Raw genomic sequence first — 24,450 nt, 5'->3', positions numbered from 1 at the left:
TTAACGTGATGAAACCTTTCTGCTCCGGCTTTGTTGACTGAACCTAACGTCAGGAAGTGCCATCCATCGAGCAATATCAAAACTTTTTGATATTGCTCTTGCGATGCCTTCGACCCGTGACTAGACTGCCGGCCTTATGAATTTACGCGTGCCCTCCATTCAACATGACGATTGCGATGAGCTGGCGGCCTTGTGCAAGGCTGGCGGCGATCCCCTGCGGTTGAATGTTTTGCGCGCACTGGCCAACGACTCGTTCGGCGTGCTGGAGCTGGCGCAGATCTTCGGCATCGGCCAGTCAGGCATGAGCCACCACCTCAAGGTACTGGCCCAGGCCGGCCTGGTGGCAACGCGCCGCGAAGGCAACGCGATTTTCTACCGTCGCGCCCTGCCCCACACCGAACTGCTTGGCGGCAAATTGCACGCAGCCCTGCTCGAAGAAGTGGACAACCTGACGCTGCCGACCGACGTACAGTCGCGCATCGCCCAGGTCCATGGGCAACGCGCGGCCGCCAGCCAGGACTTTTTCTCACGGGTAGCGGAGAAATTTCGCGCCCAGCAAGACTTGATCGCCGGCCTGCCGCAATACCGCGAAAGCGTGGTGGCCCTGCTCGACAAGTTGAGCTTCGACAAAGACGCCACGGCCATTGAAGTCGGCCCCGGTGATGGTGCATTCCTACCGGAACTGGCGCGCCGCTTCTCGCAAGTCACGGCGCTGGATAACAGCACCGCGATGCTCGAACTGGCGCGCCAGGTCTGCGAACGCGACAAGCTGACTAACGTTAGCCTGCAACTGGCCGATGCATTGAACGGCGTCAGCCTCAAGGCCGATTGCGTGGTACTGAACATGGTGCTGCACCATTTTGCCGCGCCGGCCGATGCGCTCAAGCACATGGCCCACTTGCTGCAACCAGGCGGTAGCCTGTTAGTGACAGAGTTATGTAGCCACAACCAGAGTTGGGCCAGGGAGGCCTGCGGTGATCTCTGGCTGGGGTTTGAACAGGACGATTTGGCCCGTTGGGCCACCGCTGCGGGACTCGCTCCCGGGGAAAGTCTCTACGTAGGCTTACGCAATGGTTTCCAGATCCAGGTTCGCCATTTTCAGCGACCGGCTGGCGACACTCACCATCGGTAAATTCAGGAAAACATCGAGATGAGCGAATACTCCCTCTTCACCTCCGAGTCCGTGTCTGAAGGGCATCCGGACAAAATCGCCGACCAGATTTCCGATGCAGTGCTGGACGCCATCATTGCCCAGGACAAACACGCTCGCGTAGCGGTGGAAACCCTGGTCAAGACCGGCGTGGCCATCGTTGCAGGTGAAGTGACCACCAGCGCCTGGGTCGACCTGGAGCAGATCGTTCGTGATGTGATTTGCGATATCGGCTACACCAGCTCCGACGTCGGCTTCGACGGCGCCACTTGCGGCGTGATGAACATCATCGGCAAGCAGTCCCCTGACATCAACCAGGGCGTTGACCGTGCCAAGCCTGAAGATCAGGGCGCCGGCGACCAAGGCCTGATGTTCGGCTACGCCAGCAACGAAACCGACGTGCTGATGCCGGCACCGATCACCTTTTCGCACCAGCTTGTGCAACGTCAGGCCGAGGCCCGTAAATCCGGCCTGCTGCCTTGGCTGCGTCCGGACGCCAAGTCCCAGGTCACCTGCCGTTACGAAGGCGGCAAGGTTGTCGGTATCGACGCGGTAGTCCTGTCGACCCAGCACAACCCTGAAGTCTCGTACAAAGACCTGCGCGAAGCCGTGATGGAGCTGATCGTCAAGCACGTGCTGCCTGCCGAACTGCTGAGCAAGGACACCCAGTTCCACATCAACCCGACCGGCCAGTTCATCATCGGCGGCCCGGTGGGTGACTGCGGCCTTACCGGTCGCAAGATCATCGTCGACAGCTACGGCGGCATGGCCCGTCACGGCGGTGGCGCGTTCTCCGGTAAAGACCCATCGAAGGTTGACCGTTCGGCTGCCTACGCCGGTCGTTACGTGGCCAAGAACATCGTTGCCGCCGGCCTGGCCGAGCGCTGCGAGATTCAGGTGTCCTACGCCATCGGCGTTGCCCAGCCGACTTCGATCTCGTTGAACACCTTCGGCACCGGCAAGATCAGTGATGACAAGATCATCAAGCTGGTCCGTGAAGTGTTCGACCTGCGCCCATACGCGATCACCACCATGCTCGATCTGCTGCACCCGATGTATCAGGAAACCGCCGCGTACGGCCACTTCGGTCGCACCCCGGCAACCAAGACCGTTGGCGAAGACACCTTCACCACGTTCACCTGGGAAAAAACCGACCGCGCCGACGCCCTGCGCGCCGCTGCCGGTCTGTAAGACTTCCCCGCAACACCCGAGGCCCCGCACGGTTCGCGCCCTGCGGGGCTTTTTATTGCCTTGCGCTTGAGACCGCGCGGCCGCCTTCGCGAGCACAGCCACCGGAAATACCCGGCAAAACACCCCCTCGCTGCGCCAACTGATACTGACCTAGCCTTCACGCATCTCACCGAGCAAGGACGCTCAAGATGCTCCCCGACCTGCGCCTGTTTTTCGCCACTCTACTGACCTTCACCCACCTGACCGCCAACGCCGCCGAGTGCCCCGACTGGCCATCCGAACGCGCCTTGAGCGAAGTCGGCAAGCTGCAACAGCAAATCGACCTCTGGGACGACAGCTATCACCGCCTGGGACGCTCACTGGTCGCCGATGAACTCTATGACCAGTCCCGCGCGCGACTCACCCAATGGCGCCACTGCTTCAACCTGAATCCGCCCGCAGACCCCTTACGCACTGCACGCGGCAAGCTGCCCCACCCCATCGTCCACACCGGCCTGGACAAACTGCACGATCGCCCCGCCGTCGAAAAATGGCTGCGTGACCGGGTGGACGTCTGGGCCCAGCCTAAAATCGATGGCGTGGCGGTGACCCTGGTTTACCGCAACGGCCTGCTGGCCCAGGCAATCAGCCGTGGCGACGGCAAAAGCGGTCAGGACTGGACGGTTCCGGCACGGCAGATTCCGGCCATCCCGCAACGCCTGTCCCAGACCCGGGACTTGCTCGTGCAAGGCGAACTGTATTGGCGCCTGACCGGTCATGTGCAAGCCCAGGCCGGCAGCCTCAACGCTCGCTCCACGGTGGCGGGCCTGATGGCGCGCAAGGTCTTGAGCCCCGAACAGGCCGCCGGCATCGATCTGTTTGTCTGGGATTGGCCTCAAGGGCCGGCGAGCGTGCCCGCGCGCGCCGCGGCACTGAGTGCACTGGGCTTCCCGAGTACCACGGCATACAGCCAACCAATCAACTCCGTGATCGAGGCCGAACGCTGGCGTGAACACTGGTATCGCTCCCCCCTGCCCTTTGCCAGCGACGGCATCGTCCTGCGCCAGAACCAGCGTCCAGCCGCCGAGCGCTGGCAGGCGAGATCGCCCTACTGGGCCATCGCCTGGAAATACCCCTTCGCCCAGGCACTGGCCGAAGTCCGCCAGGTTCACTTCAGGATCGGCCGGACAGGGCGGATCACTCCGGTACTCGAGCTGACCCCGGTGACGCTCGATGACCGGCAGATCAAACGCGTCAGCGTCAGTTCGTTGCAACGCTGGCAGACACTGGACATACGCCCGGGTGATCAGGTCGCCATCAGCCTGGCCGGGCTGACCATTCCCAGGCTCGATAGCGTTGTATTGCGCAGCACCGAGCGCGCCGAATTGAACGCGCCGCTGGCAGCGGACTTTCATTCCTTGAGTTGTTGGCAACCGACTCCGGGCTGTGAGAGCCAGTTTCTCGCGCGCCTGACCTGGCTCAGCAGCAAACAGGGCCTGGCGCTGCCCAATGTGGGTCCGGGCACTTGGGAAAAACTTCTTGCAACAAGTCGCCTGAACGGTCTGCTGGATTGGTTGACCCTCGATGCCCAAGAGCTTGCTACCATTGGCGGTTTGGGCGAGCGCAGCGCGGCTCGCCTTGCAGACAGTTTCAACCAGGCCAGGCAGCGCCCGTTCGCGCACTGGCTGAAAGCCCTGGGAATGCCGCCGACAGGTCAGACGTATCTCGGCGACTCGTGGCAGACACTGGCGCAGCGAGACATTGAACAATGGCAGGCCGAGGCGGGTATCGGGCCAGGACGCGCGGCGCAACTGAACGCTTTTTTCCGCGATCCGCAAGTCCTGGCCTTGAGTGAAACGTTACGTGATGCGGGGATTGACGGCTTTTAGCGGTCAGCCCTGCGCTCAGAGGGAACCCCAAGGGGCCCGCCGGGATCCAACAAGCCATCGCCACAGCGGCCCGCTTGCTTTCTTACATGGAGCTTTTATGAAATTTCTTTCACCGCTCGCCCTGTTGACCCTTTGCAGCGTGCTGGCCACCCCGTTGATGGCGGACGAGGAAGCACCAGGGCTGACCGGTTGCGCCGCCAAGAAGCAAGGTATCGTCAACCAGATCGAATTGGCCAAGGTCCACGGCAACGCCGATCAGCAGGCAGGCCTGGAAAAAGCCCTGAGCGAAGTCGAAGCGAACTGCACCGATGCCTCGCTGAAGAAGGAGCGGGAAAACAAGGTGCTCGACGCCAGGCACGAAGTCAGCAAGCGCCAGGCAGACCTCGACAAGGCCATGAGCAAAGGCGACCCCGACAAGATCAACAAGCGCAAAGACAAACTCGCCGATGCCCGCAAGGAATTGCAGGACGCACTGGATGAGCTGGATAAATAGAAAAGGTAATGAACAAAGATCCCTGGTGTTGCCGAAGCAGTCTTCGCGAGCAGGCTCGCTCCCACAGGGTCATGCGCTCACCTGTGGGAGCGAGCCTGCTCGCGAAGACGCCAGACCGGGCACCGCTGGGTCAATGATCCCGAAACGCCTTATGACACGCACTGCAAGCATCTTCGACTTTCTGCACCGCTGGCCCCAGGTTGCTGGCCTTGTAGGGTTGAACCTGACTGGCGATCACCAATTCACCGGTGGCGGACTCAAGGTCACGGGCCATGGCCTGGAAGCGCGCCTGTTGCTCCCAGACATCGCTCTTGGCGCTGGTGTGATCTTCCTCGCGGACCTGCGGAAAATGTTGCCACGGCTCATGGGACAGCGCATCGAGTTTCACCGCGCCCTCGGCGAACTTCGGGCCATCGAACGGAATGCGCCCGCGCAGCATGCCACCCAGGTCTTCGCCAGTCTTGAGCATCTGCTTGAAAATGCTCTTGCGCTGGCCGAGCGGCGAGTTGGGGTCGATGCCGCCACAAGCGGACAACGTCAGGCAGGCCAGCAATACAACAGAAAGTCTTTTAAGAGTCATGGTGGCTTCAGGTCACGGGAAACGGCGGCCAGTATCCTCGCGTCCTCGGCAAAGACCAATAGCCCTATTATCAATAAGGGTTGTTTGAGCGCATGGAGCGCTCAGGCAACCGACAAAGGAATCACTCCATGAACAGCCGTTTCAAGGCATGGCGTCACAGCCTGGCCTGGACCCTGCCGATGGTGGCCCTGCTCGCAGGCTGCACCGGTGGCGACAATCAACAACCGAAAACCCATGCCCTGGCCACCTACTCCAGTGCCACATGGGAAGCGCTGCCAGCTGTGTCCGACAACGACCTGGTCGCAGGTTTCGGCTCGTGGCGCAGCGCCTGTACCCGCCTCAAGGCCGACCCGGTCTGGGGTGGTACCTGTGCAGCGGCTGCCAACGTGCCGCAAACCGCCAGCGACATTCGTGGTTTCCTCAAACAGAACCTCGATGTCTATGGCCTGCGCGCCGCCAACGACAATCCCGACGGCTTGATCACCGGCTACTACGAACCGGTCTATCCCGGCAGCCTGACCCAGACAGGCGCTGCCAATGTCCCGGTCTATGGCGTCCCTGAGGACATGATCGTCGTCGCCCTCGACAGCATTTACCCGGAACTCAAGGGCAAACGCCTGCGCGGTCGACTCGAAGGTCGCGTACTCAAGCCGTACGACGATGCGGCGACCATCGAAAGCAAAGGGGTCAAGGCACCGGTCGTGGCCTGGCTGACAGATCCAATGAACCTGCAGTTCCTGCAAATCCAGGGTTCGGGTCGAATCCAGCTCGACAATGGTCGCCAGTTGCGCATCGCTTACGCCGATCAGAACGGCCATCCATATCGACCGATCGGCCGCTGGCTGGTGGAACAGGGCGAGTTGAAAAAAGAAGACGTGACCATGGGTGCCATCAGCACCTGGGCCAAGGCCAATCCGTCGCGGATTCCCGAACTGCTCGGCAGCAACCCCAGCTACGTGTTCTTCACCCGCAACCCGGACAGCAACGAAGGTCCGCGCGGCTCGCTGAACGTACCGTTGACCGCCGGTTACAGCGCGGCGGTGGATCGCAAGGTGATTCCGCTGGGCAGCCTGTTATGGTTGTCCACCACCAGGCCGGACGGCACAGCCCTGATTCGCCCCGTGGCAGCACAGGACACCGGCGGCGCCATTGCCGGCGAGGTGCGGGCGGATCTGTTCTGGGGCACCGGCGATGCGGCCGGGCAACTGGCCGGGGACATGAAACAACAGGGGCAGATCTGGATGCTTTGGCCCAAGGGTGCTGCGTTGCCGCAAGTGCCGCAGGTGGCTGATGCCGAGAAGACAAAACCCTGAGAGCAGTATTGGCAGTTAAATAACTTTCGCGAGCAGACTCGCTCCCACAGAAGACATGCACTCCAATGTGGGAGCGAGCCTGCTCGCGATGAGGCCGGTAAAACCCTGAAAATCTTTCAGACCGATACCACAAAGAAACTCACAATCAACGCCATCCCCACGAACCACACCAGCGACCGCAGCGTCGCCCAGTCCGCCAGGTAGCAAATGATGTAGAGCAGGCGGCTGGTAATGAACAGCACGGCCAGCACATTGATCGTCACCAGTTCGGCATTGCCGGCCAGATGCGCCACGATCACCGCAGCGGCGAACGCCGGGATCACTTCAAAACTGTTCAGTTGCGCGGCATTCGCCCGCTTGCCGACACCTTCCAGATTGTCGAGAAAGCCCCGGGGGTCATGATTGTCTTTCAGCCTGAACCCGCCACTGAGCTTGGCGATCCACGTGCACACATACGGCAGGAAAATCGCGATCAAAATGCACCACAGAGCCACCGTCATAACACCGTCCTTTCTTCAGGTTACAGAGAGTCGAATTCCATCGAGGCGATCAAAACTTCATCACCAGCATGCCGATCAGTACCAGCCCGCAAGCCAGGAGCCGCGGCCGGCCGAATGGCTCCTTCAAGTAGCGCATGCCGAACAGCACCACCAGAACCACACTGATCTCGCGCAGCGCTGCGGCCTCGGCAATCGAACCCATCTGCATCGCCCACAGCACCAAAGCGTAGCTGAACAACACGCAGAACCCGACCGCCAGGCCCAGCCGCCATTGCTCGCGCCAGAACAACTTGAATGCCGGACGCTTGCGCACCCAGGCCAGCAACGGAAACGGCCAGGCACTCAGCAACGTGACCCAGACCAGGTAATCCAGCGGATGGGCCCAGCGCCGCAACGCCTGACCGTCGATGTAGGTGTAGCAACCGATGCACAGGCCGATCAACGCCACCACCGGCAGCATCGACCACGGCAAGCGCGCACCGCCGCCGCCCTGCCAGAGCAGGCACAGCATGCCGAACGGGATCAGCAGGATTCCGAAAATCTGCTGATGGGTCAGCACCTCCCCGGCAAAGATCAGCGTCAACGCCAGCACCACCAACGGTGACAGACCGCGCATCAGCGGATAAACCAACCCGAGGTCACCGACCCGGTAGGCCTGGATCAGCAAGTAGCGATAGAGCAACTCGAATGCCGCCGATGCCAGGATCCACGGCCAGATCTCCAGCGGTGGCACGGCCAGGAACGGCAACATCAGCGCGACAAAGAGCAGCGCCACACTGTCCATGCAGGCCACCACCAACAGCCGCTCCGCACTGAACTTGATCAGGGTATTCCACGCCGCATGCAACAGCGCCGCCACCAACACCAACGCCGTCGCAAGCACGGCCTACTCCTTTGTCCGCACGATTTCTGTAGGAGCGAGCACGCTCGCGATGGTCGTAAACGATAACGCCGGGCACCTGACACCCAGCGGTGTTCTCGAGTCCATCGTCGGAACGCCGCCCGGAGCATGCTCGCTCCTACACGCTGGCGTCATCCTTGAACTGGTCCTTGACGTACTTGATCTCGGTCCGGCCGTGAGGTGCCGGCAAGCCGTCTTCTCCGAGGTTCACGAACACCATTTTTTCAACGGTGAGGATGCTCTTGCGGGTGATCTTGTTGCGCACTTCACACGTCAGGGTGATCGAAGTGCGGCCGAATTCGGTAGCCGTGATGCCCAGTTCGATGATGTCGCCCTGGCGCGAGGCGCTGACGAAATTGATTTCGGAAATGTACTTGGTCACTACTCGCTGGTTGCCCAGCTGGACGATGGCGTAGATCGCCGCCTCTTCGTCGATCCAGCGCAGCAGGCTACCGCCGAACAAAGTGCCGTTAGGGTTGAGGTCTTCGGGTTTTACCCATTTGCGGGTGTGGAAATTCATATTCACTCCTGAGCGTCTTGCCGAATGATGGACGGTATCTTGGCAGACCCCGAACCAGAGCTCTATTCACCATCGACTATGGTCGCGATTACCGTTCGGACATTGACCTGCAGAAACCCTTTGGAAGATCAGCATAGACGGCTATAATCGCCCCCGTTTCAAAACGGTAACCTCTACTGGATACCGTTTTCCCGCCACCTGTCCGAGGGGCGCTGCAGCAGGCTAGACCTGTCAGGCTCGGATGGGGCGTTGCCAGGCCTTGATCGGCCCGACACTAAACGCACAACGGCGCCCATTCGCATACATTACGAATGGAGGCTCTTCATGAGCGCTGTCAACACGCCTGCAGATTTTACCGACTACAAAGTCGCCGACATGTCCCTGGCTGCCTGGGGCCGTCGCGAAACCATCATCGCCGAATCCGAAATGCCAGCCCTGATGGGTCTGCGTCGCAAGTACTCCGAAGAGCAACCGCTCAAGGGCGCGAAGATTCTCGGCTGCATCCACATGACCATTCAGACTGCCGTGCTGATCGAAACCCTGGTTGCCCTGGGTGCCGAAGTGCGCTGGTCGTCCTGCAACATTTTCTCGACTCAGGATCAGGCCGCCGCTTCCATCGCCGCTGCCGGCATCCCGGTTTTCGCCTGGAAAGGTGAAACCGAACAAGAGTACGAGTGGTGCCTGGAGCAAACCATCCTCAAGGATGGCCAGCCATGGGACGCCAACATGATCCTCGACGACGGCGGCGACCTGACCGAGCTGCTGCACAAGAAGTACCCACAGGTGCTGGATCGCGTCCACGGCGTGACCGAAGAAACCACCACCGGCGTTCACCGCCTGCTGGACATGCTGGCCAAGGGCGAGCTGAAAATCCCGGCCATCAACGTCAACGACTCGGTGACCAAGAGCAAGAACGACAACAAGTACGGCTGCCGTCACAGCCTGAACGATGCGATCAAGCGCGGTACCGACCACCTGCTGTCCGGCAAGCAAGCGCTGGTGATCGGCTACGGCGACGTGGGCAAGGGTTCCGCTCAGTCCCTGCGTCAGGAAGGCATGATCGTTAAAGTCTCCGAAGTCGACCCGATCTGCGCCATGCAAGCCTGCATGGACGGTTTCGAAGTGGTTTCGCCGTTCATCGACGGGATCAACAACGGCACCGAAGCAAGCATCGACAAGGCACTGCTGGGCAAGATCGACCTGATCGTGACCACCACCGGCAACGTCAATGTTTGCGACTCGAACATGCTCAAAGCCCTGAAGAAGCGCGCCGTTGTCTGCAACATCGGTCACTTCGACAACGAAATCGACACCGCTTTCATGCGCAAGAACTGGGCATGGGAAGAAGTGAAGCCACAGGTTCACAAGATCCACCGTACCGGCGCTGGTGATTTCGACCCACAGAACGACGACTACCTGATCCTGCTGGCCGAAGGCCGTCTGGTTAACCTGGGCAACGCCACTGGTCACCCGAGCCGCATCATGGACGGTTCGTTCGCCAACCAGGTTCTGGCTCAGATCTTCCTGTTCGGCCAGAAGTACGCCGACCTGTCGCCAGCCCAGAAAGCCGAGCGCCTGACCGTTGAAGTACTGCCGAAGAAACTCGACGAAGAAGTGGCCCTGGAAATGGTCCGTGGCTTCGGCGGCGTAGTGACTCAACTGACCAAGACCCAGGCCGACTACATCGGCGTGACCGTCGAAGGACCGTTCAAGCCGCACGCCTACCGCTACTGATCGGATCCGCTGCCTGCTCTCCCTGTGGGAGCGGGCTTGCTCGCGAAGCGATTTATCATTCGACATTCATGTCGTCTGACCCACCGCTTTCGCGGGCAAGCCCGCTCCCACATGGGATGTGCAAGCCTCACAGGCTTACGCGTTTTCAAGGGTGTTCCCATGTCCCAAGATCGTCGCTACAGCTTCGAGTTCTTCCCTACGAAGACCGATGCTGGGCAAGAAAAGCTGCTCGCCACTGCTCGCCAGCTGGCGGCCTACAACCCCGATTTCTTTTCCTGCACCTACGGCGCCGGCGGTTCGACCCGTGATCGCACGCTGAACACCGTGTTGCAGCTCGAAAGCGAAGTCAAAATACCTGCCGCTCCGCACCTGTCCTGCGTGGGCGACAGCAAGGACGACCTGCGCGGTCTGCTGGCCCAGTACAAGGCTGCCGGCATCAAGCGCATCGTTGCCCTGCGCGGTGACCTGCCTTCCGGCATGGGCATGGCCAGTGGTGAATTGCGCCACGCCAATGACCTGGTTGAATTCATTCGTGAAGAAACCGGTGACCATTTCCACATTGAAGTTGCTGCTTACCCGGAAATGCATCCGCAAGCACGTAACTTCGAAGAGGATGTCGCCAACTTCGTGCGCAAGGCCAACGCTGGCGCCGACAGTGCGATCACCCAGTACTTCTTCAACGCCGACTGCTACTTCTACTTCGTGGAACGCGTGCGGGCGTTGGGTGTGAACATCCCGATCGTGCCGGGCATCATGCCGATCACCAACTACAGCAAGCTGGCGCGTTTCTCCGATGCCTGCGGTGCAGAAATCCCGCGCTGGATCCGCAAGCAACTGGAAGCCTACGGCGACGACACCCAGAGCATTCAGCGCTTTGGCGAACAGGTCATCACCGAGATGTGTGAACAACTGCTGCAAGGCGGCGCTCCAGGGCTGCACTTCTACACGCTGAACCAGGCTGAAGCGAGCCTGGCGGTGTGGAATAACCTGAAGTTGCCGCGTTGAAACAACTGCCAGTTCAAAGCTGAAAGCTACAAGCAAGATCAATGGATCGCATTCTTCGGCAGCTCCTTCAGGAGCTTTCGCAGACTGCGATCTTTTGCTTTCAATGCACTATTAATGTGCGGCAATCCACGGAGTTAGAGCATCTGCGGTCAGTTTCTGGCTCTTTCCGGTTTCTCGTCGTAATCTCAAGCACATGCCTTTGATCACGCAATTTACCGCCGTGCTTGTCTTCACTTGCCTGAGCTTCGCCGCTTGGGGCGAGAAGCTGCGCATTGTCACGGAGCCGTGGGCACCTTATGTGTATGAAGACAACGGCAAATCCCTGGGCCTGGACTACGAAACAACCGCCATAGTCTTCAAGCGCCTGGGTATCGAAGTGGAATGGCAGTTCCTGCCATGGAAACGCTGCCTGTCGATGCTTGAATCAGGCCAGGCCGACGGCGCGCTGGACATCTTTCACAGCGATGCGCGTGATGCCACCCTGCTCTACCCCAGCGAACCACTGTCTGAAGTCCAGTTCGTGATGTTCTACGCCAATGACCGGCCCCACCCGTTCCGCACCCTTGATGACTTGCGCGGCCTGACCATCGGCACTTCGCCGGGTTATCTGTATAGCAAGGACTTCAGCGATTCGACGCTGTTCACCCGCGAGCCGGCTCCCACCCATGAAGCCAACTTCGGCAAACTGGTGCGCGGGCGGATTGACCTGCTGATTACCGACCGCCGGGTCGGCCAGCATTTGCTCGATGAACTGGGCATCCGCGACAAGATCACCGAAAACCCCACGATCATCAGCCAGCAAAGCCAGTTTCTCGCGGTGCGGCGCAATGCAGGCATGGACCTGCTCGTGCAGCGTTTCGGTGCCGAACTCAAACGCTTCAAGCGCGAACCCGCCTACGCTGAACTGAGTGCCCGCTATGGTGCGGAACCGGCCGCCAGCGTGAAGACTGAAAAGGCCACGGCCGCCACGGAAAAAACCGTTGAGCAGCAGGAAAGCAGCGCGCAGTGATTGCTCTGTTATACTCCGGCCTTCCCGCCAGGCTCACGCCCGGACGCTCGGAATCGTTCAAGGCATCTCAACCCCGCTACTGCGCAGCTTCACGGCCCGCGCGAGCGCTTGCAGGCGAGCCTTCGAGACCCAGCAGGACCGGACGGGATAGCGTCTTCTTAAACGCCATTCGCGCCAGGCAAGACTCCCATTGGGCCAAGCCCTAACTAAAACAGGATTACTCATGTCCTTTGCTTCCCTCGGTCTCTCCGAGGCTTTGGTCCGCGCTATCGAAGATGCGGGCTATACCGAGCCTACTCCGGTGCAACAGCGGGCCATCCCCGCCGTGTTGCAAGGTCGCGACCTGATGGTTGCGGCACAGACAGGTACTGGTAAAACCGGCGGTTTCGCCCTTCCGATCCTGGAGCGGTTGTTCCCCAACGGTCACCCGGACAAATCCCAGCGTCACGGCCCGCGCCAGCCGCGCGTACTGGTCCTGACCCCGACTCGCGAACTCGCTGCGCAAGTGCATGAAAGCTTCAAGGTCTATGCCCGTGACCTGAAGTTCGTCAGCGCCTGCATCTTCGGCGGTGTCGGCATGAACCCGCAGGTTCAGGCCATGGCCCGCGGCGTAGACGTGCTGGTGGCCTGCCCTGGCCGCCTGCTCGACCTGGCCGGCCAAGGCAGCGTTGATCTGTCCCACGTGGAAATCCTCGTGCTGGACGAAGCCGATCGCATGCTCGACATGGGCTTCGTCCATGACGTGAAGAAAGTGCTGGCGCGTCTGCCGGCCAAGCGCCAGAACCTGTTGTTCTCGGCGACCTTCTCCAAGGACATCACCGACCTCGCCGGCAAACTGCTGCACAACCCGGAACGCATCGAAGTCACCCCGCCGAACACCACGGTCGAGCGCATCGAACAACGCGTGTTCCGTCTGCCGGCCAGCCACAAGCGCGCCTTGCTGGCCCACCTGATCACCGCCGGCGCCTGGGAACAGGTGCTGGTGTTCACCCGCACCAAGCACGGCGCCAACCGCCTGGCCGAGTACCTGGACAAACACGGCCTGAGCGCCGTCGCGATCCACGGCAACAAGAGCCAGAACGCCCGCACCAAAGCCCTGGCCGACTTCAAGGCCGGCACCGTGCGCATCCTGGTGGCCACCGACATCGCCGCCCGTGGCCTGGACATCGACCAGTTGCCACACGTGGTCAACTTCGAACTGCCGAATGTCGATGAAGACTACGTGCACCGTATCGGTCGTACCGGCCGTGCCGGTCGTTCGGGCGAAGCGATTTCGCTGGTAGCCCCGGACGAAGAAAAACTGCTGAAAAGCATCGAACGCATGACCAGGCAGAAAATCGCCGATGGCGACCTGATGGGCTTCGATGCCAGCGCCGTGGAAGCCGAAAAACCTGAAGTGCGCGAGCGTCCGGACATGCGTAACCCACGCAATCCACGTGGCCCGCGCGGCGACGGTCCGAATGGCAGCGGTAGCGGTCGCAAGGACAAAGGCAAGGACAAGGGCAAGGAAAAGCCGGCGGGTGAACGCGGTGAGCGTCCGGCCCGTCAGCAAAAGCCTCGCGAAGGCACCCCGGCCCGTGAACAGCGTCCGAGCCAACCGCCACGCGCCGCCGCTGACCGTGCCCCGGACGAGTTCCTGGACGACGATATCGATAACTTCGGTAACCGCGTCGACTACGTGCCGCAGCAGAAACCCGCGCAAGGCCGTGGTCGCCGTCCGGGTGCTCCGGGACAAGGCACCGCAGCAGGTTCGGGTGCTCCACGCTCCGGCAAACCGCAAGGTCGCCAGAACGGTCCGCGCAACAGCGATGGTGCCAGCACCCCATCGGCCAAGCGCAACGGCCCACGCAGTGGCGCATCGCGCGACGGCCAGGCTCGCCGCGAAGACTCGCGCAATCGCCGCCCGGCCCGTGACGACCAGTCGCGCTCCGAGCCGGCCGTACAGAACCCGCGTGGCAATGCGCCGAAGATCATGCACAAGGAATCGAAAGCCGACCGCTTCCTGACACCTGAGCAACTGGATCAACTGCCAAGCCGTCCTCGTGGCGAGAAACCAGCGCTGCTGACCCGCAATCGCTGATTTGTCGCTGAAATAAAAATGCCCCGGTTCGAAAGAGCCGGGGCATTTTTTTGATCAGTACAAAACCCTGTGGAAGCGAGCTTGCTCCCACAGGGTTTGCGTAATCTGGCAGATAGCGCACGGCAATAAAAAACGCCCCTGATCGCAAGATCAGGGGCGTTTTTTGTCAGGCGCGAAAATTACTTCGCCTTGACACCTTCAAACGTGATGTACAGATCGACCGCGTCGGACTGTGGACCCAGGTCCATCATCTTGCCGAAATCGGAACGCTTGATGCTGGTAGTGCCCTCGAAGCCTGCACGGTAGCCACCCCATGGATCCTTGCCTTCACCCAGGAAGGTGGCCTTGACCACGACAGGCTTGGTTACGCCAGCAATAGTCAGGTCGCCAGCCACGTCGGCAGTGTCTTTGCCAGCGGCGTTTTTGCCGGTGGATTTGACACTGGTGGACACGAACGTGGCTTTAGGGAAATCAGCCACTTTCAGGAAGTCTTTGCTGGAGATGTGCTTGTCACGTTCAGCATTGTTGGTGAAAACGCTGGCGGTATTCACGTTGAACTCGATCTTGCTGTCTTCAGGCTTGGTAGCGTCGAAGCTGAACTTGCCGTCGATGTCCTTGAAGGTACCGGTGATGTAGCTGTAGCCCAGGTGGCTGATCTTGAAATTGACGAAGGCGTGCTGGCCTTGCTTGTCGACGGTGTAGTCAGCCGCCATCACGTTGGCGGACAGCAGAATGGAACCGATTGCCAGAGCGGCGAGTGACTTTTTCAACATGCTTTATTTTCCTTGAGAGTCGAGGTTGAACTTCAGGCTTTGCGACCCAGCATTCGCTTGAGGGTCGCATCACGATCGATAAAGTGGTGCTTCAATGCTGCCAACGCATGGAGGCCGGAAAAAATTACCAGCACCCACGCCAGGTAGAGGTGAATCGCACCGGCGTTATCTGCCTGGTCCGGCAGTCCGGAAACCAGGGCAGGCACTTCAAACCAGTCGAACACCGGAATCCCGGCACCTTCGGCGGTGGAAATCAGGTAACCGGCAATCATCACAGCGAACAGACATAGATACAGGAAGGCATGGCCGAATTTCGCCCCCAGGCGCGTCATACGGCTGTAGCTGGCCAAGGTCGGTGGTGGCGGGCTGACGAAACGCCACAACACCCGCAGCACCATGACGCCCAGCAGGATCAAGCCAATGCTCTTGTGCAGATCCGGCCCGTCCTTGCGCCATGGGTCGTAATAGCCGAGGCCGACCATCCACAGCCCGAGGGCGAACAAGCCGAATACGGCCAGTGCCACGCTCCAGTGTATGAAGATGCTGACCCAGCCGTAGCGGGAGGTAGAGTTACGTAGCTGCATTGCCTAGATCCCTGTGAGTGCTGGCCCAAGACTATCGAGTTATCTATCGATTTAAAGCCGAAAATTTCGCTTTGAAATATCGAGAAATACGATAAAGAGTCTGAAACAGGCGAGTTAAGAAAAGATTAAAGGCCAATGTGTATACAAAAATGTAGCCCAGCTCAATAACACTTCCCGCAAAGGGTTTATTCGATTGTTAACCCGGATTTCTCCGGGCATAAAAAAACGCGGCATTTCTGCCGCGTTTTTTTTGACTGGGGCTTACTGCGCCTTGGTGTCCGTTGCCGGGGTTGCAGCAGGTTTGGCAGCCGGCTTCTTCGCCGGCTCAGCCTTCTTGACCGGTGCCTTGGCCGGGGCTTTTTTAGCCTCGGTCTTGACTGGCGCTTTGGCCGGAGTCTTTTTGGCTGGCTCGGTTTTTACCGGGGTCGCAGGCTTCGGCGCTTCTACCGGGGCCGGCGCAGCGGCCGGGGCTGGGGCTGGCGGTGCAACGGGCTCAGGTGCCTTGACCGGCTCTGGCTTCTTCTCGTCATCCGAGCCGCCAAACAGGTTGCTGAAGAAATTGCCTTTCTTCGCCGCCACCGCACCAGCGCCCGCCGTAGCAGCGGCCGGGACCGCTTTTGCCGGTTCGAACGACTTGCCCGCCGCCAGGTCTTCAACCTGGCTGGCTGCGCGTTGACCGGTGCGCAGCGCGCCTTCCAGAGTGCCAGGGTACAGGGTGTCGGTGTGTTCGCCGGCAAAGGCTACACGCTGGACCGGACGTTCCCACAGGCGCCAGAACTTGCTGATCTGGCCAGGACCGAAGGCCAGGTAGGCACCGCCAGTCGACGGGTCGGTGCTGTAACGACGGATTTCATAACCGGTGAACGAACCGCGAGCCTGTGGATAGAACGCATGCAGGCGGATCAACACCTGATCGACCATCTGCTTGTCGCCGAAAGCCTGCATCACCCGCGCGTTGTCGCCGGACAGGTTGATCACCACATTGGCACCACCTTTCAGGGCAGGTTCGACCCACAACATGCCCAGGCCGGCGTTGCTGTAGATTTCGCCAGACATACGCGCCTTGGACTCCCACACCGGCGTCTTGAACTTCAGCATGATCTGGTCGCGCCAGCCGTAGTTGGTGCCCTTGATCGCCGCCAGGTGCTGGGCGTCCAGCGCCGGGGTCATCTGGATCTTGTTCAGGGCGCGCAGCGGCACGGCCAGCACGGCGTAGTCAGCCTTGTAACTGACATTGTCGACTTTGACGGTCACACCATCCTTGTCCTGAATGATCGCCGAGACCGGGGAGCTGGTCTTGATGGTTTTCAGCTGCTTGACCAGGGCCTGGGCCAGCACCGGGCTCCCACCGACCAGGCGCGAAGCACGCAGGTCACGATCGGAGACGCCACGGTAAACGCGGCTCTGCTGCACGAAGTACAGCAGCGACAGGCGCGAAGGTTCGTCGTAGCGGGTACGGATCTGCTGGTTGATCAACTGGCGAGCGGTGGCCGGCAGGTTCTGCTTGTCGAGCCAGCTCGACACGTTGATCTGATCCAGCGCTTGCAGCGTGTTGTTGGCAGCCGGGTTCTGCGGGTCGTCGATCGAGCGAGCCAGATCGTCAACGGTCTTGTCGAAGCGCTTGAGCACCTCGGCAGTGGCCGGCTGTTTGGTCGCCAGATCGGCGGCGGAGAAATACTCGCCATCGATCAGGTAGCCTGGGGTCCGCACGAACTCAGGAGCCGGCGTGGTGCTCAGCTTGAAGCTCGATACGTACTTGTTCAGCACCGGTTGCGTCTTGTCGTTGCCGATCCACTCGCTGGTGGCCATGCCGGAACGGCCGCCCAGGCTCGACTTGGCTTCCAGCAGAGTGACCTGCCAGCCCTTGTTCTGCAGCTCGTATGCGGCAGTCAGGCCCGACAGGCCGCCGCCGATCACGATTGCGGTTTTATCCTTGGCCAGCGCAGACACGCTGAACAGCCCCAACATCACCAGCGCACAGGCGCGCAGCCAACCGACAGACATTCAGCGAACTCCGGAATTACACGAGAAAAACAGCAGTTTTTGCGAGCCAGGCGGCTCAAGAACCGCGAAGGATACGTCAGCCTTCAAACACCCGCCAGCAACGTCTATCGGCCTGGATAAAGTAGCTCATTCGACACAATGGGTTGTCCCCGTGGCACGCATTGCATAGGCTTGCGCGATTGTTTGTCCGCGCAGGTAACGGACCGCCTCCAGGAGAGTGAAAATGGGCCTGAATAATCAGTGGATGCAACGCGATCTCGCCGTGCTGTGGCATCCCTGCACCCAGATGAAAGATCACGAACAACTGCCGCTGATCCCGATCAAGCGCGGGGAAGGCGTGTGGCTGGAAGACTTCGAAGGCAAACGCTACCTCGATGCGGTCAGCTCCTGGTGGGTCAATGTGTTCGGGCACGCCAACCCGCGGATCAACCAGCGCATCAAGGACCAGGTCGATCAGCTCGAACATGTGATCCTTGCCGGGTTCAGCCATCAACCGGTGATCGAACTGTCCGAGCGCCTGGTGAAGATGACACCGGAAGGCCTGAGCCGGTGCTTCTACGCCGATAACGGTTCGTCCTGCATCGAAGTCGCGCTGAAAATGAGCTTTCACTACTGGCTCAATCGCGGTCAGCCGAACAAGAAACGCTTCGTCACCCTGACCAACAGCTACCACGGCGAAACCATGGCGGCGATGTCGGTGGGCGACGTGCCGCTGTTCACCGAGACCTACAAAGCGCTGTTGATGGACACCATCAAGGTGCCGAGCCCGGACTGCTACCTGCGCCCCGAGGGCATGAGCTGGGAAGCGCATTCGCGCAATATGTTCGCGGCCATGGAACAGACCCTGGCCGAAAACCACGACACGGTCGCGGCGGTGATCGTCGAGCCGCTGATCCAGGGCGCCGGTGGCATGCGCATGTACCACCCGGTGTACCTCAAGCTGCTGCGGGAAGCCTGCGACCGCTACGGCGTGCACCTGATCCACGACGAAATCGCTGTCGGCTTCGGCCGCACCGGGACGATGTTCGCCTGCGAACAGGCCGGCATCCGCCCTGATTTCCTGTGCCTGTCCAAAGCCCTGACCGGCGGCTATCTACCGCTGGCGGCATGCATGACCACCGACGAGGTCTACAGCGCCTTCTACGACGACTACCCGACCCTGCGCGCCTTCCTGCACTCCCACAGCTACACCGGCAACCCGCTGGCGTGCGCGGCGGCCCTGGCGACCCTGGACATTTTCGAAGAAGACAACGTCATCGAGAACAACAAGGCCCTGGCGCAGCGCATGGCTGCGTCGACGGCGCATCTGGTCGACCACCCGAACGTGTCCGAAGTGCGCCAGACCGGCATGGTGCTGGCCATCGAGATGGTCAAGGACAAGGCCGGCAAGCAAGCGTATCCGTGGCAGGAACGTCGCGGCCTGAAGGTGTTCCAGCACGCTCTGGAGCGTGGTGCCTTACTGCGTCCATTGGGTAGCGTGGTGTATTTCCTGCCGCCGTATGTGATCACCCCGGAGCAGATCGACTTCCTGGCCGAAGTGGCCAGCGAAGGGATCGACATTGCTACCCGTGACAGCGTCAGCGTGGCGGTGCCGAAGGACTTCCATCCGGGGTTCCGTGATCCGGGTTGATTGATTTCACTTGAGCTTCCGTGGCGTCAGCGTTGACGTCTTCGCGAGCAGGCTCGCACCCACAGGGATTGCGCTCAACTGTGGGAGCGAGCCTGCTCGCGAAAGCGTCGGCATGAACTACATATGAACTACAGAGAACCAAAATGAGACTGTCCCGCTTCTTCATCGACGCCCCCCTGAGCACCGGCGAGCACGAGTTGCCCGAAGCCCAGGCCCACTACATCGGCCGTGTCTTGCGCATGGCCGAAGGCGATGCGCTGCAACTGTTCGATGGTTCCGGCCACGAGTTTCGCGCCACCCTGGTCGAAGTCGGCAAGAAGCGCGTAGTGGTGCAGATCGATGAGAGCTTCGCCGGGCAGATCGAGTCGCCGCTGCAAATCCATCTCGGCCAAGGCTTGTCCCGAGGCGAGCGCATGGACTGGGCGATTCAGAAAGCCACGGAACTGGGCGTCACTGAAATCACCCCGATCTTCACCGAACGCTGCGAAGTCCGGCTCAAGGACGAGCGCGCCGACAAGCGCCTGCTGCACTGGCGCCAGGTGGCGATCAGCGCTTGCGAACAATGCGGGCGCTCACGGGTACCGGTGATTCATCCACCGGTGCTGTTGGCGGACTGGCTCAAGCAGGCACAAGCCGATTTGAAACTGGTGCTGCACCCGGTGGCCGAGCCGCTGGTGAGCCATGCCAAACCTTCAAGCCTGGCATTCCTGATCGGTCCGGAGGGTGGTTTGTCCGATGCCGAAGTCGATCAGGCCAAGGCCAGCGGCTTCCACGCCGCCCGCCTTGGTCCACGGGTGCTGCGCACCGAAACCGCACCGGTTGTTGCACTGGCGGTGGCCCAGCAACTCTGGGGTGATTTCTAGGCTACTGCACCGGATCACTCACCGGTTTGGCAATGATCGCCTTGAGTTCGCTGGTCATCGGGAACTCAAGGTTCAAACCCTTCGGCGGGATCGGCTGCTCGAACCAGCGTTTGTAGATGCCATTGATCTCACCCGAGCTGTACAGATCCGCCAGCGCTCCGTTGACCAGCGCCAGGAACTGCGGGTCATCCTTTCGCACCATGCAGCTGTAGATCTCCCGCGATTGCTCCTCCCCGACCACCACCCACTTGTGCGGGTCATGGGCCTTGGCGCGCTCGCCGTAGAGCAGCGCGTCGTCCATGTAGAACGCTGCCGCCCGGCCCGATTGCAGCATCTGGAAGGCTTCGCCGTGGTCCTTGGCACTGATCACGAACATGTCGATCCTGTGATCGACGTTGTAGCTTTTCAGGAAGCGCTCGTTGGTGGTGCCGGCGGTAGTCACCACGTTCTTGCCGCGCAGGTCGGCGAAACTCTTGATCCCACTGTCCCTGGCCGTCAGCAACTGGCCTTTGACGTAGATGAAACCGTAGGAGAACGCCACCTGCTTCTGCCGCTCGGCGGTCACGCCGGTGGAGCCGCACTCCAGGTCCACGGTGCCGTTCTGCACCAGTGGAATGCGGGTCTGCGAGGTCACCAGGTTGTACTTCACACTCAAGTCCGGCAGCGCCAGTTGCTGCCGGATGCGCTCGACGATCTTGCCCGCCAGATCCACCGAGTACCCCATCGGCTTGCCGCTGCGATCACCCACGTAGGAGAACGGCACCGAAGCATCGCGATAGCCCAGGGTGATGCTGTTGGCGCTGGCGATCTTGCTCAAGGTACCGGTCAGCGGCGCCTCATTGGCCTGAACCTGACTGCCGAACAACAGGCCAAGCGTACAAGCGAGCAACGTGATTTTCTGCATTGTTATTCTCCGTTGTGGATGTTGGTTTATCAGGCGCGTGCAGCGATGACGGTGATTTCCACCAGCACCTGCGGGCGGGCCAGTTCGGCCTGCACAGTAGTGCGGCTCGGTGCCTGTCCCGGCGATAGCCAGGCCGACCAGACCTCGTTCATCGCAGCGAAATCCCCGGTGATGTTCTTCAGGTAAATGGTCGCGCTCAGCAGATGATCCTTGTCGCTGCCCGCCTCGGCCAGCAAGGTATCGATTTTCGCCAGCACTTCGCGGGTCTGGCCGCTCGCATCCAGCGCATCGCCCGGCACCTGCCCGGAGAGAAACACCAGGCCGCCAAAGGTCACGGCGCCAGACAGGCGCGGGTTGCTGTGCAGTCGGGTAATGGTCATTGCAGTGTCCTCCTCAGAAATCAGTATTCAGGCGGCCCGGTGGTTGAAACCCTGCAGGTCGATGGAAGGCCGGCGCTCGCCGATCAGTTCGCTGAGCAAGCGCCCGCTACCGCATGCCAGGGTGAAACCCAGCGCGCCGTGGCCGAGGTTGAGCCACAGGTTGCGATATGCCGTCGCGCCCAGCAACGGCACGCCGCTGGGGGTGGCCGGGCGCATGCCGGCCCACTCGACGGCTTCGTCATAGGCGCCGGCATATGGAAAGGTGTCATGGGCCTGACGCTTGATCAGCGCCAGGCGCCTGGGGTCCGGCGCAGGGTCGAAGCCGACGATGTCGACCATTGCCGCCACTCGCAATTGCTTGCCGATGCGGGCATAGACGATCTTGCGGTCGTAGTCGGTGATGCTCACGTCCGGCGCCCGGTGACCAGCACCGATTGGCACGGTCAGGCTGTAGCCCTTGAGCGGATAAAGCGGCAGTTGCAGTCCGGGCAGCGCCAACAGCGGACTGCGGTGGCCGGCGGCGATCACCAGTTGATCGACCCGCAGCAATTGCTCGCCCAGTTCGATGGCGTTGACACTGCCGTTGCTGTGGCGAATGCCAGTCACCGCTTGCCCGAGGAGAAATTCGCAACGGCCAGACGCCTTCAGTCGAGCGGCCAGTTGCTGGCAGAAACCGTGACAATCGCCGACCTCTTCGTCCGGGGTGTAGATCGCCCCGACAAAGGGCGCATCGATCAACGCCGGTTCCAGTTGCGCGCATTCGGCCGGCGACAACACCTGCTGTTGCTGCGGGTCGGCCAGGCCTTGGCGCGCATGTTCGAAGCTACTGTTCTGGCGGAAAGTCACCAGTTTGCCATTGCGCCGCCACTGGAATCCCGCCAACCCATCGTCCTCGCGCCAGGACTTCAATGTGTCCTGGCTGAACAGCGCCAGGCGCAGCAAGTGCGCGGCGTTCTCGCGGTTGACAGAGCGGCGGCAGGCGCCGAGGAACGACGCCATCCAGCGCCACTGGGTCAGGTCGAAGCGCGGGCGCAGCTTCAGCGGTGAATCGCCGCGCAACATCCAGCCGATGGCTTGCAAAGGCACACCGGCGTCGGCCAGGGGTGCGACATAGCGATAGGACAACTGGCCGCCGTTGGCGAAGCTGGTTTCGCTGCCCAGCGAGTCCCGTGCCTCGACCACCGTCACCTCGAAGCCGTCGCGTACCAGCGCATAGGCCGTTGCCAGACCAATCACGCCGCCACCGATGATGCACACACGCTGAGCCATGTCCGTCCTTAAAACCGTTGTGAAGACGAGACCGAGGTTAGAGCCAGGTGACAGTCGTTGAACAATGCATAAAGATGGCAAACCCATAAACAAAGGTTATGGACTTGCCATGCGCCTTCGCCATATCGAGATTTTCCAGGCCATCCGCCAGACCGGCTCAATCAGCGCTGCCGCACAATTGCTGCACGTCTCGCAGCCTGCGGTGAGCAAGGTGTTGCAGCACGCCGAGCAGCAATTGGGCTTCCCGTTGTTCCTGCGGGTGCGCGGTAAGTTGCAGGCAACTCCGGAAGCGCTGGAGCTGGAGCGCGAAGTGGACAAGGTCAGCGAAAGCCTGCAAGGCGTGCGTCGCCTGGCGCAGAGCCTGCGCCGCGAGCCTGGCCACAGCCTGCGCATTGGTGCCACCCCTGCGCTGGCCCTGTCATTGCTGCCGCCGGCCATTCACGAATGGACAGGGCGTTACCCGGACATCGTTTGCGAACTCTCCAGCGCCCACAGTCGCGAACTGGTGCAGAACCTGTTGATACGCGAAGTGGATGTCGCCCTGACCCTGCAACGCCCGGATCACCCGGGGCTCAAGGCCCAGACGCTGGCGTCCGGCGTGCTGGTGGCGCTGGCGCCGAGTGGCTACTGGCCTCAGGAAGATGCGGGCAAACCGTTACCGCTGATGGCGCTGGCGGATGCGCCGCTGATCGGTTTATCCAGCGCCGATCCGCTGGCCGCGCGGCTCGACAGTTACCTGGAAGCGGTCGCCCCCCCACCCCGGGTACACATCGCCGTGCAAACCTACTCCCTGGCACGGGCGATGGTGGAATCTGGCGCGGGCCTGGCGGTGATCGATCCATTCACCGCCCTTGGCGCCTCTCCCGCCACCACAACGATTCGCCCTCTGGCACCGCCGCTACCCATCACCCTGTACGCAGTGACCCGCGCCGCCGAACCACCGCCCCACACCTTGAACGACCTGTTGCAGGTATTCAGCCGTCGAGCCCGGGAGCAGCTGGATCGCTTGGTCCCGGTATAGCCTTAAAGCACATAAAACCAGATCGCCACAAAGTGCAGCAGGCTCCCGGCGATGACAAACAGATGCCAGATCCCGTGGGCGTGCCGCAGCCGGTCGTCCAGGGCAAAAAAGATAATCCCCACCGTGTACAGCACTCCGCCTGATGCCAGCCACGCAAATCCGGCGCCGCCCAGCGCCGCGAGTAACGGTTTGACCGCCACCAACACAATCCAGCCCATCACCGCGTAAATCACGATCGACAGAATCCGCGCTTCCGAACGCGGCTTGATCTCCTGCAGGATGCCGATCAGCGCCAGTCCCCAGACAATCCCGAACAACGTCCAGCCCCACGGTCCGCGCAGAGTCACCAGGCAAAACGGTGTGTAGCTTCCGGCGATCAACAGATAGATCGAAAAGTGATCGACCTTCTTCATGATCGCTTTCTTGCGCCCGCGCACGCTGTGGTAGACGGTCGACGCGCTGTAAAGCACCAGCAGGGTAAAGGCGTAGATCGCCATGCTGACAATCTTCCACGGGCTGCCGTCGAGACTGGCAAGCACAATCAGCCACACCCCTCCGACAAACGCCGCCACCGCCCCGACCAGATGCGTCCAGGCATTCAATCGTTCCCCGTGATACATGTGTCGCTCACCTCGAATTTCATTACCGCAACGCGCAAGGCTCAGGCCTTCAGCGTAA

The 24,450-nt window shown here is 61.0% G+C and carries 23 protein-coding genes and 1 riboswitch; of the genes, 12 read left to right on the top strand and 11 right to left on the bottom strand.

Annotation, left to right across the window (positions count from 1 at the left end; genetic code table 11):
- Positions 1–136 precede the first annotated feature (136 nt).
- The 4 genes from CAF65_RS11710 (at position 137) to CAF65_RS11695 (ending at position 4,702) form a co-directional block, all read left to right on the top strand.
- Positions 137–1,132, top strand: a complete 996-nt coding sequence (locus tag CAF65_RS11710) for a metalloregulator ArsR/SmtB family transcription factor (protein WP_085716419.1) — start codon at positions 137–139, stop codon at positions 1,130–1,132.
- Positions 1,133–1,150: 18 nt separating this feature from the next.
- Positions 1,151–2,341 (top strand): methionine adenosyltransferase, encoded by a 1,191-nt coding sequence (gene metK, locus CAF65_RS11705; protein WP_085716418.1) that lies wholly within the window; start codon positions 1,151–1,153, stop codon positions 2,339–2,341.
- A 188-nt stretch (positions 2,342–2,529) separates the two neighbouring features.
- The gene (gene ligB, locus CAF65_RS11700) at positions 2,530–4,209 is read left to right on the top strand and encodes an NAD-dependent DNA ligase LigB (protein WP_085716417.1); all 1,680 of its coding nucleotides are present in this window, start codon (positions 2,530–2,532) and stop codon (positions 4,207–4,209) included.
- Between the two features lie 97 nt (positions 4,210–4,306).
- On the top strand, positions 4,307–4,702 hold the full coding sequence (locus CAF65_RS11695; protein ID WP_085716416.1) for a DUF1090 domain-containing protein: 396 nt from the start codon (positions 4,307–4,309) through the stop codon (positions 4,700–4,702).
- A 130-nt stretch (positions 4,703–4,832) separates the two neighbouring features.
- On the opposite strand, the gene CAF65_RS11690 is transcribed toward CAF65_RS11695, so the two are convergent.
- The gene (locus tag CAF65_RS11690) at positions 4,833–5,282 is read right to left on the bottom strand and encodes a cytochrome c (RefSeq protein ID WP_085716415.1); all 450 of its coding nucleotides are present in this window, start codon (positions 5,280–5,282) and stop codon (positions 4,833–4,835) included.
- Positions 5,283–5,410: 128 nt separating this feature from the next.
- On the opposite strand from CAF65_RS11690, the gene CAF65_RS11685 reads away from it, so the two are divergent.
- Positions 5,411–6,595, top strand: coding sequence for a murein transglycosylase A (locus tag CAF65_RS11685; RefSeq protein WP_085716414.1), 1,185 nt, complete (start codon positions 5,411–5,413; stop codon positions 6,593–6,595).
- A gap of 116 nt (positions 6,596–6,711) precedes the next feature.
- Here the strand turns inward: CAF65_RS11685 and CAF65_RS11680 are convergent, their stop codons facing one another.
- From CAF65_RS11680 to CAF65_RS11670, 3 genes are all read right to left on the bottom strand, one after another.
- A complete protein-coding gene (locus CAF65_RS11680) occupies positions 6,712–7,095 on the bottom strand; it encodes an MAPEG family protein (protein WP_008019915.1) in 384 nt (127 codons plus the stop codon).
- A 49-nt stretch (positions 7,096–7,144) separates the two neighbouring features.
- A complete protein-coding gene (locus CAF65_RS11675) occupies positions 7,145–7,978 on the bottom strand; it encodes an EamA family transporter (protein WP_085716413.1) in 834 nt (277 codons plus the stop codon).
- Positions 7,979–8,114: 136 nt separating this feature from the next.
- On the bottom strand, positions 8,115–8,516 hold the full coding sequence (locus CAF65_RS11670; protein WP_008019918.1) for an acyl-CoA thioesterase: 402 nt from the start codon (positions 8,514–8,516) through the stop codon (positions 8,115–8,117).
- 198 nt (positions 8,517–8,714) lie between these two features.
- Positions 8,715–8,817: riboswitch (S-adenosyl-L-homocysteine riboswitch) on the top strand.
- 23 nt (positions 8,818–8,840) lie between these two features.
- Here CAF65_RS11670 and ahcY point away from each other — a divergent pair.
- From ahcY to CAF65_RS11650, 4 genes are all read left to right on the top strand, one after another.
- Positions 8,841–10,250, top strand: a complete 1,410-nt coding sequence (ahcY, locus tag CAF65_RS11665) for an adenosylhomocysteinase (protein ID WP_085716412.1) — start codon at positions 8,841–8,843, stop codon at positions 10,248–10,250.
- A 159-nt stretch (positions 10,251–10,409) separates the two neighbouring features.
- Complete coding sequence (gene metF / locus CAF65_RS11660) at positions 10,410–11,255, top strand: methylenetetrahydrofolate reductase [NAD(P)H] (RefSeq protein WP_085716411.1); 846 nt, start codon at positions 10,410–10,412, stop codon at positions 11,253–11,255.
- A gap of 193 nt (positions 11,256–11,448) precedes the next feature.
- Positions 11,449–12,264 carry an ABC transporter substrate-binding protein gene (locus tag CAF65_RS11655; RefSeq protein WP_085716410.1) on the top strand — a complete coding sequence of 272 codons (816 nt, stop codon included), beginning with the start codon at positions 11,449–11,451 and terminating at the stop codon, positions 12,262–12,264.
- Between the two features lie 223 nt (positions 12,265–12,487).
- Positions 12,488–14,344, top strand: coding sequence for a DEAD/DEAH box helicase (locus tag CAF65_RS11650; RefSeq protein WP_085716409.1), 1,857 nt, complete (start codon positions 12,488–12,490; stop codon positions 14,342–14,344).
- Positions 14,345–14,523: 179 nt separating this feature from the next.
- Here CAF65_RS11650 and CAF65_RS11645 read toward each other — a convergent pair whose 3' ends face one another.
- From CAF65_RS11645 to CAF65_RS11635, 3 genes are all read right to left on the bottom strand, one after another.
- Positions 14,524–15,117: a YceI family protein gene (locus CAF65_RS11645; protein WP_085716408.1), complete on the bottom strand. Its 594-nt coding sequence runs from the start codon at positions 15,115–15,117 to the stop codon at positions 14,524–14,526.
- 32 nt (positions 15,118–15,149) lie between these two features.
- Positions 15,150–15,701: a cytochrome b gene (locus tag CAF65_RS11640; RefSeq protein WP_085716407.1), complete on the bottom strand. Its 552-nt coding sequence runs from the start codon at positions 15,699–15,701 to the stop codon at positions 15,150–15,152.
- Positions 15,702–15,962: 261 nt separating this feature from the next.
- On the bottom strand, positions 15,963–17,705 hold the full coding sequence (locus tag CAF65_RS11635) for a flavin monoamine oxidase family protein (RefSeq protein ID WP_085716406.1): 1,743 nt from the start codon (positions 17,703–17,705) through the stop codon (positions 15,963–15,965).
- 223 nt (positions 17,706–17,928) lie between these two features.
- On the opposite strand from CAF65_RS11635, the gene CAF65_RS11630 reads away from it, so the two are divergent.
- Both CAF65_RS11630 and CAF65_RS11625 read left to right on the top strand, forming a co-directional pair.
- Positions 17,929–19,335 carry an adenosylmethionine--8-amino-7-oxononanoate transaminase gene (locus tag CAF65_RS11630; protein ID WP_085716405.1) on the top strand — a complete coding sequence of 469 codons (1,407 nt, stop codon included), beginning with the start codon at positions 17,929–17,931 and terminating at the stop codon, positions 19,333–19,335.
- A 143-nt stretch (positions 19,336–19,478) separates the two neighbouring features.
- On the top strand, positions 19,479–20,198 hold the full coding sequence (locus CAF65_RS11625) for a 16S rRNA (uracil(1498)-N(3))-methyltransferase (protein ID WP_085716404.1): 720 nt from the start codon (positions 19,479–19,481) through the stop codon (positions 20,196–20,198).
- Position 20,199: 1 nt separating this feature from the next.
- Here CAF65_RS11625 and CAF65_RS11620 read toward each other — a convergent pair whose 3' ends face one another.
- Genes CAF65_RS11620 through CAF65_RS11610 form a run of 3 tightly spaced genes read right to left on the bottom strand, consistent with a single transcriptional unit; the run spans position 20,200 to position 22,751 of the window.
- Complete coding sequence (locus tag CAF65_RS11620; RefSeq protein WP_085716403.1) at positions 20,200–21,102, bottom strand: transporter substrate-binding domain-containing protein; 903 nt, start codon at positions 21,100–21,102, stop codon at positions 20,200–20,202.
- Between the two features lie 29 nt (positions 21,103–21,131).
- Positions 21,132–21,482 (bottom strand): RidA family protein, encoded by a 351-nt coding sequence (locus CAF65_RS11615; protein WP_085716402.1) that lies wholly within the window; start codon positions 21,480–21,482, stop codon positions 21,132–21,134.
- A 27-nt stretch (positions 21,483–21,509) separates the two neighbouring features.
- Positions 21,510–22,751, bottom strand: coding sequence for a D-amino acid dehydrogenase (locus tag CAF65_RS11610; protein ID WP_085716401.1), 1,242 nt, complete (start codon positions 22,749–22,751; stop codon positions 21,510–21,512).
- Between the two features lie 109 nt (positions 22,752–22,860).
- Here CAF65_RS11610 and CAF65_RS11605 point away from each other — a divergent pair, with 109 nt between their 5' ends.
- Positions 22,861–23,772, top strand: coding sequence for a LysR family transcriptional regulator (locus CAF65_RS11605; protein WP_085716400.1), 912 nt, complete (start codon positions 22,861–22,863; stop codon positions 23,770–23,772).
- A gap of 2 nt (positions 23,773–23,774) precedes the next feature.
- On the opposite strand, the gene CAF65_RS11600 is transcribed toward CAF65_RS11605, so the two are convergent.
- Positions 23,775–24,392: a hemolysin III family protein gene (locus CAF65_RS11600; protein ID WP_057398173.1), complete on the bottom strand. Its 618-nt coding sequence runs from the start codon at positions 24,390–24,392 to the stop codon at positions 23,775–23,777.
- Positions 24,393–24,450: the final 58 nt, after the last annotated feature.

The organism is Pseudomonas sp. B28(2017) (genome assembly GCF_002113025.1).
Classification (GTDB): Bacteria; Pseudomonadota; Gammaproteobacteria; order Pseudomonadales; family Pseudomonadaceae; genus Aquipseudomonas.
Note: the sequence above shows the minus strand (reverse complement) of the source record. Positions and strands in the feature narration are given on the sequence as shown.

Coding starts and splice junctions, on each gene's coding strand:
- CAF65_RS11710 (WP_085716419.1), top strand. CDS start 137: ATGAATTTACGCGTGCCCTCCATTCAACATGACGATTGCGATGAGCTG.
- metK (WP_085716418.1), top strand. CDS start 1,151: ATGAGCGAATACTCCCTCTTCACCTCCGAGTCCGTGTCTGAAGGGCAT.
- ligB (WP_085716417.1), top strand. CDS start 2,530: ATGCTCCCCGACCTGCGCCTGTTTTTCGCCACTCTACTGACCTTCACC.
- CAF65_RS11695 (WP_085716416.1), top strand. CDS start 4,307: ATGAAATTTCTTTCACCGCTCGCCCTGTTGACCCTTTGCAGCGTGCTG.
- CAF65_RS11690 (WP_085716415.1), bottom strand. CDS start 5,282: ATGACTCTTAAAAGACTTTCTGTTGTATTGCTGGCCTGCCTGACGTTG.
- CAF65_RS11685 (WP_085716414.1), top strand. CDS start 5,411: ATGAACAGCCGTTTCAAGGCATGGCGTCACAGCCTGGCCTGGACCCTG.
- CAF65_RS11680 (WP_008019915.1), bottom strand. CDS start 7,095: ATGACGGTGGCTCTGTGGTGCATTTTGATCGCGATTTTCCTGCCGTAT.
- CAF65_RS11670 (WP_008019918.1), bottom strand. CDS start 8,516: ATGAATTTCCACACCCGCAAATGGGTAAAACCCGAAGACCTCAACCCT.
- ahcY (WP_085716412.1), top strand. CDS start 8,841: ATGAGCGCTGTCAACACGCCTGCAGATTTTACCGACTACAAAGTCGCC.
- metF (WP_085716411.1), top strand. CDS start 10,410: ATGTCCCAAGATCGTCGCTACAGCTTCGAGTTCTTCCCTACGAAGACC.
- CAF65_RS11655 (WP_085716410.1), top strand. CDS start 11,449: ATGCCTTTGATCACGCAATTTACCGCCGTGCTTGTCTTCACTTGCCTG.
- CAF65_RS11650 (WP_085716409.1), top strand. CDS start 12,488: ATGTCCTTTGCTTCCCTCGGTCTCTCCGAGGCTTTGGTCCGCGCTATC.
- CAF65_RS11645 (WP_085716408.1), bottom strand. CDS start 15,117: ATGTTGAAAAAGTCACTCGCCGCTCTGGCAATCGGTTCCATTCTGCTG.
- CAF65_RS11640 (WP_085716407.1), bottom strand. CDS start 15,701: ATGCAGCTACGTAACTCTACCTCCCGCTACGGCTGGGTCAGCATCTTC.
- CAF65_RS11635 (WP_085716406.1), bottom strand. CDS start 17,705: ATGTCTGTCGGTTGGCTGCGCGCCTGTGCGCTGGTGATGTTGGGGCTG.
- CAF65_RS11630 (WP_085716405.1), top strand. CDS start 17,929: ATGGGCCTGAATAATCAGTGGATGCAACGCGATCTCGCCGTGCTGTGG.
- CAF65_RS11625 (WP_085716404.1), top strand. CDS start 19,479: ATGAGACTGTCCCGCTTCTTCATCGACGCCCCCCTGAGCACCGGCGAG.
- CAF65_RS11620 (WP_085716403.1), bottom strand. CDS start 21,102: ATGCAGAAAATCACGTTGCTCGCTTGTACGCTTGGCCTGTTGTTCGGC.
- CAF65_RS11615 (WP_085716402.1), bottom strand. CDS start 21,482: ATGACCATTACCCGACTGCACAGCAACCCGCGCCTGTCTGGCGCCGTG.
- CAF65_RS11610 (WP_085716401.1), bottom strand. CDS start 22,751: ATGGCTCAGCGTGTGTGCATCATCGGTGGCGGCGTGATTGGTCTGGCA.
- CAF65_RS11605 (WP_085716400.1), top strand. CDS start 22,861: ATGCGCCTTCGCCATATCGAGATTTTCCAGGCCATCCGCCAGACCGGC.
- CAF65_RS11600 (WP_057398173.1), bottom strand. CDS start 24,392: ATGTATCACGGGGAACGATTGAATGCCTGGACGCATCTGGTCGGGGCG.